This window comes from Psychrobacter sp. ANT_H56B (assembly GCF_008369245.1).
In the GTDB taxonomy this organism is placed as follows: Bacteria; Pseudomonadota; Gammaproteobacteria; order Pseudomonadales; family Moraxellaceae; genus Psychrobacter; species Psychrobacter cryohalolentis.
In genome coordinates, this window is record NZ_VOBF01000011.1 from 1 (window position 1) to 15,694 (window position 15,694).

Below are 15,694 nucleotides of genomic sequence, written 5' to 3' on the forward strand. Positions count from 1 at the left end.
CATCGTCGCGCCAATGGTAGTGTGGTTCGCCCATGTGAGAGTAGGTCATCGTCAGCTCTCTATTCCAGATAAACCCCCAACGTTAATTCGTTGGGGGTTTTCTTTTGCCTGACGTTTGGATGGGGTGAGTTTATTTGCAGTTGAAAGGCTCAAATAAGCTTTTTCTGTTATGAAAATCGCTATATCTTATATTCAATATATTACTTGTTATTCATTTAAAATGATTTGACTTATATCGTTATAGCTGCTAATTTTAAAGAGTATTTCAACTTTAGTTAATTAAAAGCATTTATAGAGTCTATACGGAAATTGACCTTATAATTAACTTATTAGTAAAGACTTATACCCTATCCATGGTTATCAAAAGGAATTGATAATGAAGTTAGCTCCTCTTTTTTCAATAGGTGCCTTGGCAGCTATTAGCCTTCTAGGTTGTTCTAATCAAGCTTCTGATAGTACTGATGCTTCTGCAGCAACTTCTCAAGAAACAACCACATTGCGCTTTTCTCATTTTTGGCCAGCAACCTCATCTATTAGTACGGAGGTCTTTGAACCTTGGGCTAAGCAAATAGAAGCAGATTCTAATGGTCGTTTAAAAGTAGAGTTATATCCTTCAGCAGGTCTTGCTAAAGCAGACGTTACTTATGAATCTGCTGCTAAAGGCACAATAGATATTGGCTCACAAGCACACGGCTATACCAATGGTCGTTTTCCTTTAACTCAGATTACTGAGCTTCCTGGTTTATCAAACTCAGCGACTCAGATGGGTTGTATGCTCCAAACTCTATATGAAGATGGTACTTTAGCTGGTGAATATGAAGATACGCATATGTTGTTTATGTATGGTGCTGGACCGGGTGCGTTGCATACAACGAACAAATTAATTCGCACACCTGAAGATATGAAGGGTATGCGTATTCGCCGTCCTTCTGCCGTCGCTGGCGACATTATTGAAAGTGCGGGTGCCTCACCAGTAGGTTTACCTGCTAATGATATGTATACTTCTTTACAACGCGGCGTCGTTGATGGTTTAAGTTTTCCATGGGAAGCTGTTACCGCCTTTAAAATTGACGAAATTACCAAATACCATACCAATATTCCTTTTTATAGTTCAGCGCTTATGGTGACTATGAATAAAGATAAATATGAGAGTTTACCGGATGATTTGAAAAAGGTACTGGATAAAAATTCAGGTATGGCGCTTGCCAATAAGGTTGGTGAAGTATTTGATAAACATGATGATATGGCAATAGAAGCAGCTAGGAAAAAAGGTGATGAAATCGTTGAAATCCCTGATCCATTAAATGATCCTAACTGGAAAGGACCGCTTGAGAAAGGCACCAATAAATATCTTGCTGATGTTAAAGCGCTAGGTCTAGATGCAGATGGCGTTTATGCTAAAGCAAAAGCCGCCAGTGCAGCCTGTAAGGTCTAACCTAAAGGAGTTTCGCATGGTATTTTTAGTTAAACTGAGCATCCTCATTTCAAGGTTATGTCAATTCATTGGTGGTATCAGCCTTATTATCATTGTACTGACCACCATGCTAGATGTCATTGCCCGCTATGTATTTAAGCTCACCGGTGGTGAGTTTGGATTTACGGTCAAAGGCAGTGTTGAGATTGTCTCTTACTTCATGCTCTTTGCTTTACTTGGTGCTTTTGCTGCTTTTGTTGAACGCTCACAAATTATTGTCGATGTATTCACTCAAAAAATGTCAAAAGCCTTGAAAGGTTACATGATGGGCACCTTTATGATGGGGTTCTTTATCATTGGTATTGTATTCGCATGGGGTCTCTATGAAAGCGCTTTTGATGCAATAGAGTACGGCAAAGTCACCCAAGATCTTCGAATATCTATGATGCCCATTTACGCTATTAGTGCCTTCTTAAGCGTTTTACTTGCCATTCGGTCATTGATCGAATCCATCAACATTTTTAAAACAGGCGAGTTCTTTGACGCTGAGGAGACAGGCGCATGAGTCCAGAAATTATTGGTGCCATTGGTTTGTTATGTATGATTGCGATGGTTATGCTGCGTGTTCCTGTTGCACTTGCGATGCTTGGTGTTGGTTTGGTTGGCTTTGGTGCGGTGACAGCACCGATTGGTGCTGTGCAGATGCTCAAAGACTTACCCGTTGATGTTTTAGCGAAATATGATTTTAGTGCTATTCCATTGTTCATACTTATGGGTGTCTTTGCTTCTCATTCTGGTATGGCGGGGAAGTTATTTGATGCTACTCGAACTATCTTTGGTGGCGTTAGGGGTAGTCTAGGTATTGCTGGTATTGGTTCATCCGGTATCTTTGCATCCATTTCAGGGTCATCATTGGCGACAGCGTCTACCATGACCAAAGTAGCATTGCCACAAATGGAGAAGTACGGTTATCAGCCAGGCTTTGCCTGCGGTATTTTAGCCGCTGGTGGTACTTTGGGAATCATGATTCCGCCCAGTATTGCACTGCTGGTTTATGCCATCCTAACCCAGCAGTCAGTTGGTGATATGTTTATCGCTGGCTTCTTACCGGGTATGCTCGGCATGGTGATGTACTCAATCACTGTTATGATCATGGTACGCTGGAAGCCACATTTAGCACAACGTGGGGAGCCTACTTCTTGGAAACAAAAGCTAATCTCTTTGACAGGTCTTATTCCCTTTAGCTTTATCTTCATCGTGATTATCGCGGGTATTTTCTTTGGGCTATTTACCCCAACAGAAGGCGCTGCAGTTGGGGCGTTTGTCTCTTGGGCTTATGCTTTTGCCAAAGGCATGCGAATGATGGGGCTTAAGCAATCATTAATTGAGACGCTTGCCCTCTCTGCAGTGGTCTTCTTTATGTTACTTGGTGCTGAAGCGCTAGGGTATTTTATCTCAGTATCGCGCTTGTCTTATAGTTTGGCGACGTGGATTGGTACATTAGCGGTCAGCCCAATGATAGTATTGATCTGCATTTTGATTATGTACTTTCTGTTAGGCTTGTTCATGGATGCCCTAGCGATGCTGGTGATTACGATTCCGGTGGTGTTCCCAATCATTGTTGCGTTAGGTTATGATCCGGTTTGGTTTGGTATCATTGCAGTACTGACCGTAGAGCTTGGATTAATCACGCCGCCAATGGGTATGAATATCTTTGTGATTAAGGCAATGGCACCGCATATTAAGCTGTCCGATATGTTCAAGGGGGTGATGCCCTTTATTGTCTCTGACTTGATTCGCTTAGTCATTTTGGTTGCGTTCCCAGCGATATCTTTAGTGCTACTAAGTTAATTCCTACATAAAATAACACTGGAGCATTGTTGCGTACTATGTATAACGCTAGAATAATTGAGAGACATCGCTTTGAAGTAGCATCTCTGCGATAAGCTTGTCTTAAAACACTCATTTTAGAATCACATGGATGCGAGAAATACTATGACTATTGCTAAGAATATCGAGATCAGTAGTACCTCTGAAAGCAGTTTTGAAGATGCTATTCAACAAGGTATTGAGCGGATTTCTAAGACCGTCAACAATGTTGAAGGCGCTTGGATAAAAGAGCAAAAAGTAGGGGTTACTGATGGAAAAATCAGTAAATATCATGTCATTATGATTGTAAGCTTTGTTATTAATGATAGTACTGATATTAGCTAAGTGTTGATTAAAACCTAAAAAAGACTGCGATTGCAGTCTTTTTTTTGTCATAAAAAAATATATTGAGGATTGTTGTGATTAGCAGGAGTAGCCACACGGCTTGCCTATATATGTAGTAAAATAAAACGCTACCATTTTGAATATTTAGAATAGAAGTAAACATTTATGGCTGTCGATTTTAGTAACACGCTCATAGTCGCGATTTCTGCAACCGCTTTATTTGATTTGTCAGAGTCTGAGAATCATCTCATATCGCTTTTACAGCAGCGTCCCCACGATGCCGTTAAAGAGTTCCGCAACTATATGACTGAGCGTGAAAATGACCCGTTGACCATTGGCGCAGGTTATCCGCTGATTAAAGCACTATTGAATTTAAATCATTATTGTCATGATTGTGATAATAAGAATGACGGTGTCAATGCACCCTTGGTAGAAGTGGTCATTGTCTCAAAAAGTAGCCCTGATACAGGTATTCAAGTCCTAAATGCAATACGTGAACATGGGTTAACCATTTCGCGCTCAGCATTTATATCTGGCAGCCCTATTGCACCTTATATCAAAGATTTTAATGTGGATTTGTTTTTGACGACCAATCTTGAAGATGCGCAGCAGGTTGCAGATGCTGATATCTGTGCTTGTGCGATATTAGATGCAACGCCAGTCAATACTTATGAGTTGGATACCAAGCAGTTGCGTATTGCTTTCGATGGGGATGCAGTGTTATTTGATGATTCAGGCGAGCTGCTTTATAAGCAAAAAGGGTTGCAAGCGTTTCATGACCGTGAAGCCAAAATGCGCGATTTACCGATAGAAAAAGGTCCTTATGCAGAGTTATTAATTAAGCTATCCAAAATGCAAGAGCGTCTGCCAGCAAGCCTGCATTCTTGTCCGATGAAAATAGCCTTGGTGACGGCTCGTAATGCCCCAGCTGACTTACGAGCGATAAAAACATTGCGTAATTGGGGCGTAGATATTGATATGGCGTTTTTTCTAGGAGGACTTGAAAAGACTTCGGTACTTAAAACATTTGCGCCGCATATTTTCTTTGATGATTCAGTTAAGCATATCGATGCGGCTCGTAGCTTTGTACCAACGGCGCTAGTGCCTTATCATTCAACCTCACTATTACACGCCAGTAGTATATTAACTGCCAATAAAGATGCGTCATCGCTATCTTTTAAACCCGTAGAAACGACGATTTTATCTACCAGTCATTAACATGCGTTTAACAAGATAAAAAGGATAAAACAGTAGATGAAGTGGCAGCAATTGGCGACGCTTGTAATCGTACGCATTAAGCAAGTATTTGGTCTATATGCTTTTGTACTGATACCAATGTGGGTGATGTTTTTTCTTAATGACACTGTATTTTTTGGTCTATGGAATATTTTTGGTATCGTACCGCGAGCATTGGATATTGGCAGTATGATAGGGGTATTTGCTTCATGGACGATGCATGGTAATTTCTCACATTTAGTGGGAAATTCGCTGACACTGATGCAGATTTTGTTCTTATTTGGTTTATTTGAAAATAATGCTTATCGTACTATTCTTAAGCTTATCATCGCCTCAGGTATAATGACTTGGATAATAGCTTCGCCACTGACGATTCATATTGGCGCTTCAGGGCTGTGTTTTGCGATGCTTGGATTTATGATAGGTGGGGCAGTGTTCGCTAGGCGTTGGGGCTATTTACTGGCTTGTATTGTGATGGGTACGGGTTATTGGCTGACTATCAAACAAGGTTTGATACCGCAGCAAGGTATCTCATTTGCGGCGCATTTTGGTGGTCTATGCGCCGGCTTGTTGCTGGGTGCCAATTCTAAACATGCTTATACGAAAGTGAATAATCGTTATTAGCCTTATTTTTCGGCAAATATATTTAGACAGACTGTTCAATAATTCATAAAGATAACGATAAGTCAGCTAACAGTGGCTTCAATGATTGAGTTATTTTTTATTGATACAAACATTGATATATAGCGGATCATTTTTTTCTAATGGACGCCAAGCAGTCGTTTGTTTCACATGCTCATCAATACTTAACTTACTGTTTTTTTCTTGTAGTACATAGTCTGCACGAGCAGGGGCGGCACAGTCGATCACTTGCGGTACTTGCTGTACACTTCTACGTCTCTCAAACAAATACAAATTGACCAAATACACCTCTGGGTTATCAGCGTTAGCACGAGCGTGTCCGCTATCAGCGGCTATAAAGCGTAACGTCTGTGGTTTAACGTACGACCACGGACGAAACCACGTACCTTCTTCAACTTTCTTGACGACATGAACGCCTTCAGGAAGCTGTGCAAGCTGTTGACTGAACCAGCTATATTCTTGGCTTATTTGGAAGCCAAAGATACCAATGGCACCAAATAATGGAATAAGCCATCTTGGCGCTTTCTTACCTGCAAGTTTGCTGAGGTGAGTGATGACCAGTGCTATCCCAGCTAGACCAAACCCAGCTGCTATGGTTGCGATAAACTCAAAAAGCATAAGACTTTTCCTTAACGCAATCAGCGCATTTCATATCAATTATTAAAAATAAAATCATGTGTACAGCCTTTTTAAGCACATTTATCATGGCACTCATGCTTAACTTTCTCATTATTTTTACTTTTAAGAGGGGTGAGTAAAATTATCATGATTGGACGAATAGTATGTAAAAAATATCCCATGATCAGATTGGGATAAAAAAATCACTCACGAGCAGCTGCTGCCTGTGAGTGATATATTATCGTAAAAAACCATACGTCATTTGCTAGCTTATATCGAAGCTTAGTGGTCGATTGCGCCGCCAGCGCCACGTGGAGAACGTACACTTTCAACCAATTCTTGAATGTGTGCTGGTGGTGGCGCAGTCGCATAAGACACTGCGAATGCTACGATAAAGTTAAGCAAGGCACCAATCACACCAAATGATAATGGTGAGATACCAAACAACCAGTACTCTTCAGTATCAGGGAAGTTTGCTGTACCTGTAACGAAGAACCAGCCTTTAAAGATGAAGATATAAACTAAGATACTAATTAGACCTGTGAGCATACCAGCGATGGCGCCCAAGTTGTTAATACGTTTAGAGAAAATACCCATCATCAATGCAGGGAACAGTGAGGCACCAGCAATACCAAAGGCCAATGCAACGACCTGTGCAGCAAATCCTGGTGGATTAATACCTAAGTAGGTAGCCACCACAAGCGCAACAGCCATCGTGATACGTGCGACTTTTAGCTCGCCTGCATCAGTGATATTTGGATTAAGGTTACGTTTAATCAAATCATGACTGATCGCTGATGAGATGGCGAGTAGTAGACCAGCTGCTGTAGATAGCGCTGCTGCCAAACCACCTGCGGCGATAAGACCTATAACCCAACCTGGTAGCTGTGCGATTTCTGGGTTAGCCAATACTAAGATGTCAGCGTTGACGTCAAGCTCGTTACCTGCCCAACCTCTATCAACAAACACACCATCACGTTCTAAAGCATGTTCAGCTTTTGCTTTTTCAACGGTAGTCGTTGCAGCAGCAACATCGCCGCCGTCAGTGGTTGCTGCAGCCAATGCTAGCTCTGCTGCACCAAGTCCACTATCACTATACAACTGGATACGACCGTCGTTATTGAGATCGTTATACTTAATAAGACCGGTTTCTTCCCATGTTCTCATCCAATCTGGACGTTGATCATATTCGATAGCAGGAGCGTCAACACCTTGTGGATAAACAGTATTAATTAGATTTAGACGCGCCATTGCACCTACTGCTGGGGCAGTGAAGTATAGGAGCGCGATAAATACCAACGTCCAACCAGCTGTCCAACGCGCATCTGCAACTTTAGGAACCGTGAAAAAGCGAATAATAACGTGAGGTAGACCCGCGGTACCAATCATTAGTGATAACGTAAATAGCACCATATTTAGCTTGTTCGGTACGTCAGCGGTATAAGCGGTAAAGCCTAAATCGACGACGATTTGGTCAAGCTTGGTTAGGATAGGAATGCCTGATTCAACATGGTTTGAGAACAAACCAAGACCTGGAATTGGGTTACCCGTCAACTCAAGTGAGATAAAGACGGCAGGAATCGTATAGGCAATCATAAGAACCACATACTGCGCAACCTGCGTGTAGGTAATCCCTTTCATACCACCAAGTACGGCGTAAAAGAATACAACAACAGCCGCAATAATCAGACCAGTGGTACTGTCAACTTCTAAGAAGCGTGAGAATGCCACACCAGCACCGGTCATCTGACCGATAACATAAGTGGTTGATGCAATAATCAAACAAACAACGGCGATCATAGCAGCGGTTTTAGAATAAAAACGGTCACCGATAAAATCAGGAACCGTGAATTTACCGAATTTACGTAGGTAAGGTGCTAAGAGCATGGCGAGTAGAACATAACCACCCGTCCAACCCATTAAATAAGTTGATGCTGCATAACCGCCAGTGGCGATAATACCAGCCATCGAGATAAATGACGCTGCACTCATCCAGTCAGCGGCGGTTGCCATACCGTTAACAACAGGATGTACACCGCCGCCAGCAACATAAAACTCACTGGTCGAACCTGCACGTGCCCACCAAGCGATACCGAAGTATAAAGCGAAGGACAGACCTACAAAAATGATATTAATCGTAAATTGACTCATAGGGCTATTCCTCGTCTACGCCATATTGTTTATCTAGTTTATTCATGCGCCATGCATAGAAAAAGATGAGGGCGATAAATACGATAAGAGCACCTTGTTGTGCAAACCAAAAGCTTATATCAGTACCACCTATTCTAATACCTGACAATAATGGACGTAGCAAGATGCCAAAACCATAAGAGACTAAAGCCCAAATGACGAGGCTGACTTTAATGAGACGGAGATTGGCGCGCCAATAACCTGATGAATCGTTGTGGTTCTCCATAGGACAACTCCTTTTGCCTAACATAAAAACAAGGTCACTGATCTGAGTCTGACAAGTCCCTGTGCTTTAGTGTTTATCTTATTGTGAAAACAGTGTCTTACAACCATAAAAACGGTAGATGAAAGACTAAAGCAGAGCGATCAATCAAGATAAGTAACCCAACATTATCAAAATATGAACCAACTTTTCCAGTGTAAACGATACAGACACCGAGGATAAATTACTCGATATGACTGTTATAAAAGTTAAAGGATAAGAGTCGAGGTTAGTCGCTTAAAATCTAATCATTTAACGATAGATATTGAGACAGTCGATTAAATTTATTATATGGAAATAATGATGTGTAAAGAGGGAGGGGTCGGTACTCGCTGACAATCCTCTGTCTTATTATTATCATCTTCCCGATGACATTATTTTAATAATTAGAAATACATTCATGCCGATAAGTATTGCAAGCAGCTTTTATAAACTTATTAGGAATATATACAATATTGACTTATTTAACAATAAATAAATTTTATTTACTTTATGTAACTAAATATGTGTCTTGTAGAAACTATAACTAACTTATGTTAGTAGAAGCCAATAGATATCATAACTCTGAGACAATAGTATACTAAGACCTTAGTTGTAATAAGGATTTATTATATTCGTTAGATTAATTGGTAAAACCAAAAAACGGCATTTATTTTAAAAATAACGGTTATATAAATAACTATTTTTATTATGAATAAGTATGACATCAATATAATTGCAATATCATAACTATTGATTAGGTATGAAATTTTTTCATAAACTATAAATAATAATTATTATCTTATTCCTATTAGCTTATTACTAAGCAAAAGTTTATAAATAATCAATAATTAAAAAAAAGCATAAAAACAGCTAAATTGTCTATAGTCAGTTAAAATACCGCCATATGATATACGTGATTTCCTTGTCATTTTATTGCTCAAATAGGTAATGATGATCAATAAGCAAAGAGAGAACGAAACATCATAAAAAGCCATTAGTTACATCAATTTATAACATATGCTAAAAGTATAGAATGTTAGTGAAGGGGATATAGTATGAACGAAGGCGTAGCAGGTTGGTTTAATAGCATCGTAAACTATGGTGTGAGTATCATTTGGGGTAATAATGATTGGTTGATTGCCAGCAATCCATGGTATGGACTGCTGATGTTCGTCTTAATTGGTGCAGGTCTATATTTTACCGTGGCGACCCGCTTTATTCAGTTTCGTCATTTTGGTCATATGTGGCAGTTATTACGAGTATCAAATCAAGGGCGTAAAGATGGTGGTATCAGCTCATTTGAAGCATTGATGACATCACTTGCTGCGCGAGTAGGGACGGGGAATCTAGCAGGGGTGGCAATTGCCATCTATTTGGGTGGACCGGGTGCTGTATTTTGGATGTGGATGACAGCGATTGTGGGTATGTCGACCAGCTTTATCGAGTCAACCCTTGCGCAAGCATACAAAGTGCCGCATAACGATAATGTCTATCGCGGTGGACCGGCTTACTATATCGAAAAGGGTTTGGGTAAACGCTGGCTTGCCGTATTTTTCTCGCTATGTTTGCTGGTCGCTTTTGGCTTGGCGTTCAATGGTGTGCAATCCAATACCATTGCACAGGCGACTAATGAGGCGTTTGGTATTCCAACTTGGATGACCGGCTTGATATTAGTAGTGCTAGTCGCCCCAGTAGTATTTGGTGGACTACGATCTGTTGCGCGTATTGCTGGCAAAGTTGTACCAGTGATGGCGATTCTTTATATTCTGTTGGCACTCTATGTCATCTTGACCAATTTTAGCGAATTTCCAGCGGCGATTGCTTTGATTGTAAAGTCAGCATTTGGCTTTGAGCAAGCAGCAGGTGGTGTGATTGGTTATGGTATTGCGCAAGCGATGATTAATGGTATTAAGCGTGGTCTATTTTCGAACGAAGCAGGTATGGGTTCAGCACCTAATGCCGCAGCGACTGCAAAAAGCCATCCTGATCATCCGGCAGTGCAAGGTTTTATGCAAATGTTGGGTGTGTTTTTGGACACATTAGTTATCTGTACAGCGACAGCTTCAATTATTATTCTCTCTGGCGTGGTTGATCCTAGTGTTGAGCAAGAAGGTATTCAGTTAACACAGCTAGCATTGTCGCAATATGTAGGTGATATGGGTGTAATTTTCGTCGCGATTGCTATCTTCTTTTTCTCATTCACCTCTATCATTGCAAACTATAGCTATGGTGAATCGAATCTTGAATTTATCTCTGGTGAGAAAAATGCCAAAGTGATGATTATGATATTCCGCTTCATGGTCTTGGGCATGGTATTTATTGGTGCTGTCGCCAGCCTGCCAGCTATTTGGAACTTTGCCGATTTATCCATGGGTCTGATGGCATTGGTCAACTTAGTGGCTATTATCATCTTGTCGCCAGTAGCGCTTAGAATATTACGTGACTATGAGCGTCAGATTAAAGAGGGCAAAACTGCTGATCAAATCAAGTTTAATCCTGATGATTTTGTGAAATTAAAAGATGAAGCCAATCGTGATGCGTGGACAGATTAAGCTGAAATCATAGATATAAGCGATTAAATAAGCTGCAATAAAAAATCGCCCTTCTGAGGGCGATTTTTTTGCAGCTTATTTTAAATAATAACCATCTAAACAATATATAAATAACAATTTACATGTTTGGATAGTTAGGACCGCCGCCGCCTTCTGGCGTTACCCACGTGATGTTCTGTGAAGGGTCTTTAATATCACAAGTTTTGCAATGGACACAGTTTTGCGCATTGATGACAAATTTAGCACCTTCTGCGTCTTTTACAATCTCATAAACACCAGCTGGGCAGTATAAACGCGCTGGCTCAGCATAGAGTGGTAAGTTGATAGTGACAGGCACTGTTGGATCAGTTAATTTTAAATGTACTGGTTGATCTTCAGTATGGTTGGTATTTGAGATAAATACTGACGATAATTTATCAAATACCAATTTGCCGTCCGGTTTTGCATAGGTTGGCTGATAGGCATGAGCCGCACGCTCAAGCTGATCATAATCTTTTTTATTGTCATGAATGGTCAAAGGCATTTTGCCGCCCATCAGATTTTGCTCTAAAAAGGTAAACGCGCCGCCCATCCATTGACCCATACGGTGCATAGCAGGAGCAAAGTTACGTGCTTCATAGTTGTCTTTATACAACCAAGACTCTTCAAACATCGTAGTATAAGCCAGCACTTCATCATGTTGACGATCTTCTTGCAAGGCTTCGAAAATCGCCTCAGCCGCTAGCATTCCTGACTTCATTGAAGTATGGGTACCTTTGATTTTGGCAGGATTTAAGAAACCTGCGTCATCCCCAGCTAATACACCACCTGGGAAGGTGAATTTTGGCAAGGAGTTTAAACCGCCTTTAGTTAACGAGCGTGCGCCGTAAGAGATACGTTTACCGCCTTCTAGAACATTACGAATAAGCGGATGTAGTTTTAGACGCTGCATCTCATCAAATGGCGACATATATGGATTAGAATAGGAGAGATCAATAACAAGACCAAAGCTTACTTGATTGTTTTCAGCGAAATACAACCACCAGCCTCCAGTTGAACCCGTATCGGTCAAAGGCCAACCTGAACCATGCATGACCACACCTTCTTCATGCTTAGCAGGATCAATATCCCATAGCTCTTTTAGACCAATACCATAGTGTTGTGGGTCACAGTCTTTATCAAGATTAAAACGACTGATCAAGCGCTTGCCTAAGTGACCACGGCTACCTTCGGTAAATATAGTATATTTAGCAAGCAGCTCATAACCTGGCTCAAAGCTATGTTTCGCTTCGCCACTGGCAGCCACACCCATGTCGCCTGTCAATACGCCTTTAACTGAACCATCATCATTATATAAGATTTCATCAGCGGGGAAGCCTGGGAACATCATGACTTCTAGCTCTTCAGCTTGTTGAGCCAACCAACGAACGACGTTGCCTAATGAGACAATATAATTGCCTTGGTTATGCATGCTGGCAGGAATGACCGAATCCATTAATTTGATGGATTTGGTCGCTGAACCCAGCATATAGACGCGATCTTCAATTGCAGGAACGTTTAGCGGTGCGCCTTTTTCTTTCCAATCTGGAATCAACTCATCCAAAGCGCGTGTTTCCATGACCGCACCAGAGAGAGTATGAGCGCCAAACTCTGAGCCTTTTTCGACCACACAAACCATGAACTCATCGTTACCTGCTGCGATGGCAAGCTGACGTAGACGGATGGCAGCTGAAAGTCCGGCAGGTCCACCACCAACGATAATGACATCAAATTCCATTGACTCACGTTCTACTTCAGGCTCTGCTGCAACAGGTTCTGGCGCTTTGTCGACAACGACCGTTTCAGCAACTGGCTCAACGGCTTGCGTATCTACAATAACGGGCGTTTCTTCAGCGAGCACTTCTGGTGTTACCACTGCTGGCTCTGAATTTGCTGTGTCTGTCACGATTGGCGTGTCGATATTTACAGTATCACCATCAATAACTGGCGATTGATTGTCTTGCTCTTGCATACCTACTCCTAAACTTGTAGTGGCTTATCTCAGGGCATCATTAGCTTAACAATTGAATAATAAGGCTTGTGGCGCTAACTTTACTCAGACATATGGCTGCCCGATAAAAAGGGTCTTTACGGTATCAGTTGACGACGTTACGATGAAAGTGTTTTTAAAAACCTTCAAAACATAACGTAAAATGTGTCGTTAGTACAACGCCCACCAGACTATTTCAAATAAAAAATCGTTACTTATTATAAAAGAAAAGTCCCACAAACACGATACGCATTTCACAACATCAGTGTTAAGGTAAGATTAAGACGGTGGGGGGTACAATGACGATATTGTCTTATCATACCCGAAACTAAAATTTATAGTAATAACAGATTTGCCAAACTTTGATTACTACGTGAAGGATTGTACGATGACAGATAATAATAAAGATATCGATGCCACGACTGTAAAAGATGCTGAAACCTCTAATGACAAGCTGTCTGAGCTAAATACTATAGACAATTTGAGCCAATATTTAAAGTCTGTGGCAGGGACACGTGAAGGACGTGCCATACCGCCACTAGAAAGTTGGCATCCTGAACAAATTGATGATATGGACTTGGTCATCAAAGCCAATGGCGAGTGGTGGCATGAAGGCGGACACATGACCCGAGAGTCATTAGTCAGTCTGTTTGCCACTATCTTATGGAAAGAAGAAAAAGAAGGCGTGACTGAGTATTTTCTAAAGACGCCCGTACAGAAATTGCGTATCCAAGTGGAAGATGCGCCATTACTAATCAATGATGTCGGTATCGTCAACGAAGACACTAATAGTTGGCTTGAATTTACCACGACAACGGGTGATGTCGTACGCTTAGATGATGAGCATCCTATTTTTTTACGTCCTTATGACTCTGTTAATGTAGAGGGTAATGAAAATAGAAATGATCACTCTAATGATATGGATGCTGTTCATAATAGTCACGGAGAGGAAAACCAACAATTAACATCTGAGGTACAAATGCGTCCTTATATGCTGGTTCGAAATGGATTGACGGCACTTATTGGTCGCAATGTATTTTATCATCTAACCGAGATTGGCGAATTGACAGAGCAAGATGATAAAACCACGCTAACCCTGCAAAGTGGGGGTCATGCTTATACATTGACGATGACATCTATTTAACGGTCAATAATGAGCTATAATTAGGCAGTGATTGCTATTGATCTTGAGCAAATCTTGTTATCTATCTTATAGCCCTTTTTATTTATGGGTCTATAGTGAATTCAGTATTAAAGCGATACAGTAGGACTGGGATGAATTTTGCGCAGCCTCTGTCGGCGTAGGCACAGCACGCCAGAAAAATTTATATCAGTACTGCGTTGAAACATAACGTATCTGTTTTATTTGGAATTGACTATATTATCGAAAGTAATATTGGTTAAATTTATTAATAGGGTCGGTATGACGGTATTTTTATCAAAATGGCGGTGAAATAATATGAAAGCTGCCGCAAGTGCTGTTACTAACACAGTTAATACTTACTTAATAATTTCTGATAATAACACTGCTGAAGAAGCGATGGTCGATAGTGTGATATACAATCATAATAAAGGGATAAAGGCAGATCCAGACCGTAGCGCGCCCATTGGCTTATTTGATTCCGGTATTGGTGGCTTGTCTGTTTATCTACATTTAGCCCAGCAACTGCCCAATGAACGCTATATTTACTATGCTGATACCCTGAATGTGCCTTATGGCAATCGAGATAGTGATGATATTAAAACATTAACATTGACGGCAGTAGAGTGGCTATATCAGCAAGGCTGCAAGCTTATTGTCATTGCGTGTAATAGTGCTTCAGCCTATGCGTTGCAGACAGCAAGGTGCCATTATCCGCAGCTACCCATTGTGGGTTTGGTACCAGCATTGAAACCTGCGGTATTGGCCAGTAAAAGTGGTCATGTGGCGGTACTAGCAACCAAAGCGACTCTAAACGGTAAACTCCTGAACGATGTCATTGCTACGATAGCCAGTCCAAGTGCAACCAGAGTGACCAAATATTTTGACCCGCAACTGGTGCCTTGGGTAGAATCAGGTATGCCGGAAAACAGTGAAACGGCGCAAAATCTTCGTGGACAGTTGCAAGTGTTTGCAAAGGATGGGGTAGACCAGCTGGTATTAGGCTGTACTCATTATCCATTCTTTAAAGATTTTGTGATGCAAGCAATTGAAGCGCAAAAACTATCAATGCAAGTGGTTGATTCAGGTCAAGCAATTGCGGAGCGCGTTAAGCAATTGTTGATCGCCAATAATTTGTCAGCATTGCCTACAGATGGATTAGATAGAAATGGTGTTTTAGATGCCAGTTTGAGTGACAATCAGATTAAGCCACCGTTGATATTTTATGCGACCAAATACGATAAACAGATGGATTTGCTGCTATCACGCTTACTTGGCGAGCAAACGCATTTACAATACCATCCTCATTTTGAGTATTAGGCTTAGGGGCTCCTAGGATTAATCTCGATACAGCTGTTATAATTCCGTAGTATATTAATGGAATTGGAAATAAAGTAAACGTATTCTAGCAATATTATGCTAGGCTTGTATTTAC

General features: G+C 41.0%; 13 protein-coding genes. 9 read left to right on the plus strand and 4 right to left on the minus strand.

Translation table 11 applies throughout. The features are described 5' to 3' along the window. Positions 1-376 precede the first annotated feature (376 nt). The 6 genes from FQ082_RS11550 (at position 377) to FQ082_RS11575 (ending at position 5,488) form a co-directional block, all read left to right on the plus strand. Entirely contained in the window at positions 377-1,435 is a 1,059-nt protein-coding gene (locus tag FQ082_RS11550; RefSeq protein WP_020444375.1) for a TRAP transporter substrate-binding protein, read from the plus strand. A gap of 16 nt (positions 1,436-1,451) precedes the next feature. After that, on the plus strand, positions 1,452-1,979 hold the full coding sequence (locus tag FQ082_RS11555) for a TRAP transporter small permease (protein ID WP_020444374.1): 528 nt from the start codon (positions 1,452-1,454) through the stop codon (positions 1,977-1,979). Next, a complete protein-coding gene (locus tag FQ082_RS11560; RefSeq protein WP_011514569.1) occupies positions 1,976-3,265 on the plus strand; it encodes a TRAP transporter large permease in 1,290 nt (429 codons plus the stop codon). The genes FQ082_RS11555 and FQ082_RS11560 overlap by 4 nt, the downstream gene beginning before the upstream one ends. A gap of 144 nt (positions 3,266-3,409) precedes the next feature. After that, on the plus strand, positions 3,410-3,628 hold the full coding sequence (locus tag FQ082_RS11565; protein ID WP_020444373.1) for a dodecin family protein: 219 nt from the start codon (positions 3,410-3,412) through the stop codon (positions 3,626-3,628). A gap of 165 nt (positions 3,629-3,793) precedes the next feature. Continuing rightward, the gene (locus tag FQ082_RS11570; protein WP_020444372.1) at positions 3,794-4,846 is read left to right on the plus strand and encodes a 5'-nucleotidase; all 1,053 of its coding nucleotides are present in this window, start codon (positions 3,794-3,796) and stop codon (positions 4,844-4,846) included. 36 nt (positions 4,847-4,882) lie between these two features. Then, entirely contained in the window at positions 4,883-5,488 is a 606-nt protein-coding gene (locus FQ082_RS11575) for a rhomboid family intramembrane serine protease (RefSeq protein WP_133104868.1), read from the plus strand. A gap of 90 nt (positions 5,489-5,578) precedes the next feature. Here FQ082_RS11575 and FQ082_RS11580 read toward each other — a convergent pair whose 3' ends face one another. From FQ082_RS11580 to FQ082_RS11590, 3 genes are all read right to left on the minus strand, one after another. After that, positions 5,579-6,124: a hypothetical protein gene (locus FQ082_RS11580; RefSeq protein ID WP_149493199.1), complete on the minus strand. Its 546-nt coding sequence runs from the start codon at positions 6,122-6,124 to the stop codon at positions 5,579-5,581. Between the two features lie 282 nt (positions 6,125-6,406). Then, positions 6,407-8,275: a sodium:solute symporter family protein gene (locus FQ082_RS11585; protein ID WP_133104866.1), complete on the minus strand. Its 1,869-nt coding sequence runs from the start codon at positions 8,273-8,275 to the stop codon at positions 6,407-6,409. A gap of 4 nt (positions 8,276-8,279) precedes the next feature. Further along, positions 8,280-8,540 carry a DUF4212 domain-containing protein gene (locus FQ082_RS11590; RefSeq protein WP_011514563.1) on the minus strand — a complete coding sequence of 87 codons (261 nt, stop codon included), beginning with the start codon at positions 8,538-8,540 and terminating at the stop codon, positions 8,280-8,282. Between the two features lie 1,073 nt (positions 8,541-9,613). Between FQ082_RS11590 and FQ082_RS11595 the strand changes: the two genes are divergently transcribed. Then, complete coding sequence (locus FQ082_RS11595; protein ID WP_011514562.1) at positions 9,614-11,110, plus strand: alanine/glycine:cation symporter family protein; 1,497 nt, start codon at positions 9,614-9,616, stop codon at positions 11,108-11,110. 118 nt (positions 11,111-11,228) lie between these two features. Here the strand turns inward: FQ082_RS11595 and FQ082_RS11600 are convergent, their stop codons facing one another. Beyond that, positions 11,229-12,866 (minus strand): electron transfer flavoprotein-ubiquinone oxidoreductase, encoded by a 1,638-nt coding sequence (locus tag FQ082_RS11600; protein WP_011514561.1) that lies wholly within the window; start codon positions 12,864-12,866, stop codon positions 11,229-11,231. Positions 12,867-13,506: 640 nt separating this feature from the next. Here FQ082_RS11600 and FQ082_RS11605 point away from each other — a divergent pair. Continuing rightward, complete coding sequence (locus tag FQ082_RS11605; RefSeq protein ID WP_011514560.1) at positions 13,507-14,262, plus strand: DUF1285 domain-containing protein; 756 nt, start codon at positions 13,507-13,509, stop codon at positions 14,260-14,262. Between the two features lie 315 nt (positions 14,263-14,577). After that, on the plus strand, positions 14,578-15,579 hold the full coding sequence (murI, locus tag FQ082_RS11610; RefSeq protein WP_149493200.1) for a glutamate racemase: 1,002 nt from the start codon (positions 14,578-14,580) through the stop codon (positions 15,577-15,579). The last annotated feature ends 115 nt before the right edge of the window (positions 15,580-15,694 follow it).

Bases quoted from the DNA above. Each gene is read 5' to 3' on its own strand.
- FQ082_RS11550 (WP_020444375.1), top strand. From the start codon at position 377: ATGAAGTTAGCTCCTCTTTTTTCAATAGGTGCCTTGGCAGCTATTAGC.
- FQ082_RS11555 (WP_020444374.1), top strand. From the start codon at position 1,452: ATGGTATTTTTAGTTAAACTGAGCATCCTCATTTCAAGGTTATGTCAA.
- FQ082_RS11560 (WP_011514569.1), top strand. From the start codon at position 1,976: ATGAGTCCAGAAATTATTGGTGCCATTGGTTTGTTATGTATGATTGCG.
- FQ082_RS11565 (WP_020444373.1), top strand. From the start codon at position 3,410: ATGACTATTGCTAAGAATATCGAGATCAGTAGTACCTCTGAAAGCAGT.
- FQ082_RS11570 (WP_020444372.1), top strand. From the start codon at position 3,794: ATGGCTGTCGATTTTAGTAACACGCTCATAGTCGCGATTTCTGCAACC.
- FQ082_RS11575 (WP_133104868.1), top strand. From the start codon at position 4,883: ATGAAGTGGCAGCAATTGGCGACGCTTGTAATCGTACGCATTAAGCAA.
- FQ082_RS11580 (WP_149493199.1), bottom strand. From the start codon at position 6,124: ATGCTTTTTGAGTTTATCGCAACCATAGCAGCTGGGTTTGGTCTAGCT.
- FQ082_RS11585 (WP_133104866.1), bottom strand. From the start codon at position 8,275: ATGAGTCAATTTACGATTAATATCATTTTTGTAGGTCTGTCCTTCGCT.
- FQ082_RS11590 (WP_011514563.1), bottom strand. From the start codon at position 8,540: ATGGAGAACCACAACGATTCATCAGGTTATTGGCGCGCCAATCTCCGT.
- FQ082_RS11595 (WP_011514562.1), top strand. From the start codon at position 9,614: ATGAACGAAGGCGTAGCAGGTTGGTTTAATAGCATCGTAAACTATGGT.
- FQ082_RS11600 (WP_011514561.1), bottom strand. From the start codon at position 12,866: ATGGAATTTGATGTCATTATCGTTGGTGGTGGACCTGCCGGACTTTCA.
- FQ082_RS11605 (WP_011514560.1), top strand. From the start codon at position 13,507: ATGACAGATAATAATAAAGATATCGATGCCACGACTGTAAAAGATGCT.
- murI (WP_149493200.1), top strand. From the start codon at position 14,578: ATGAAAGCTGCCGCAAGTGCTGTTACTAACACAGTTAATACTTACTTA.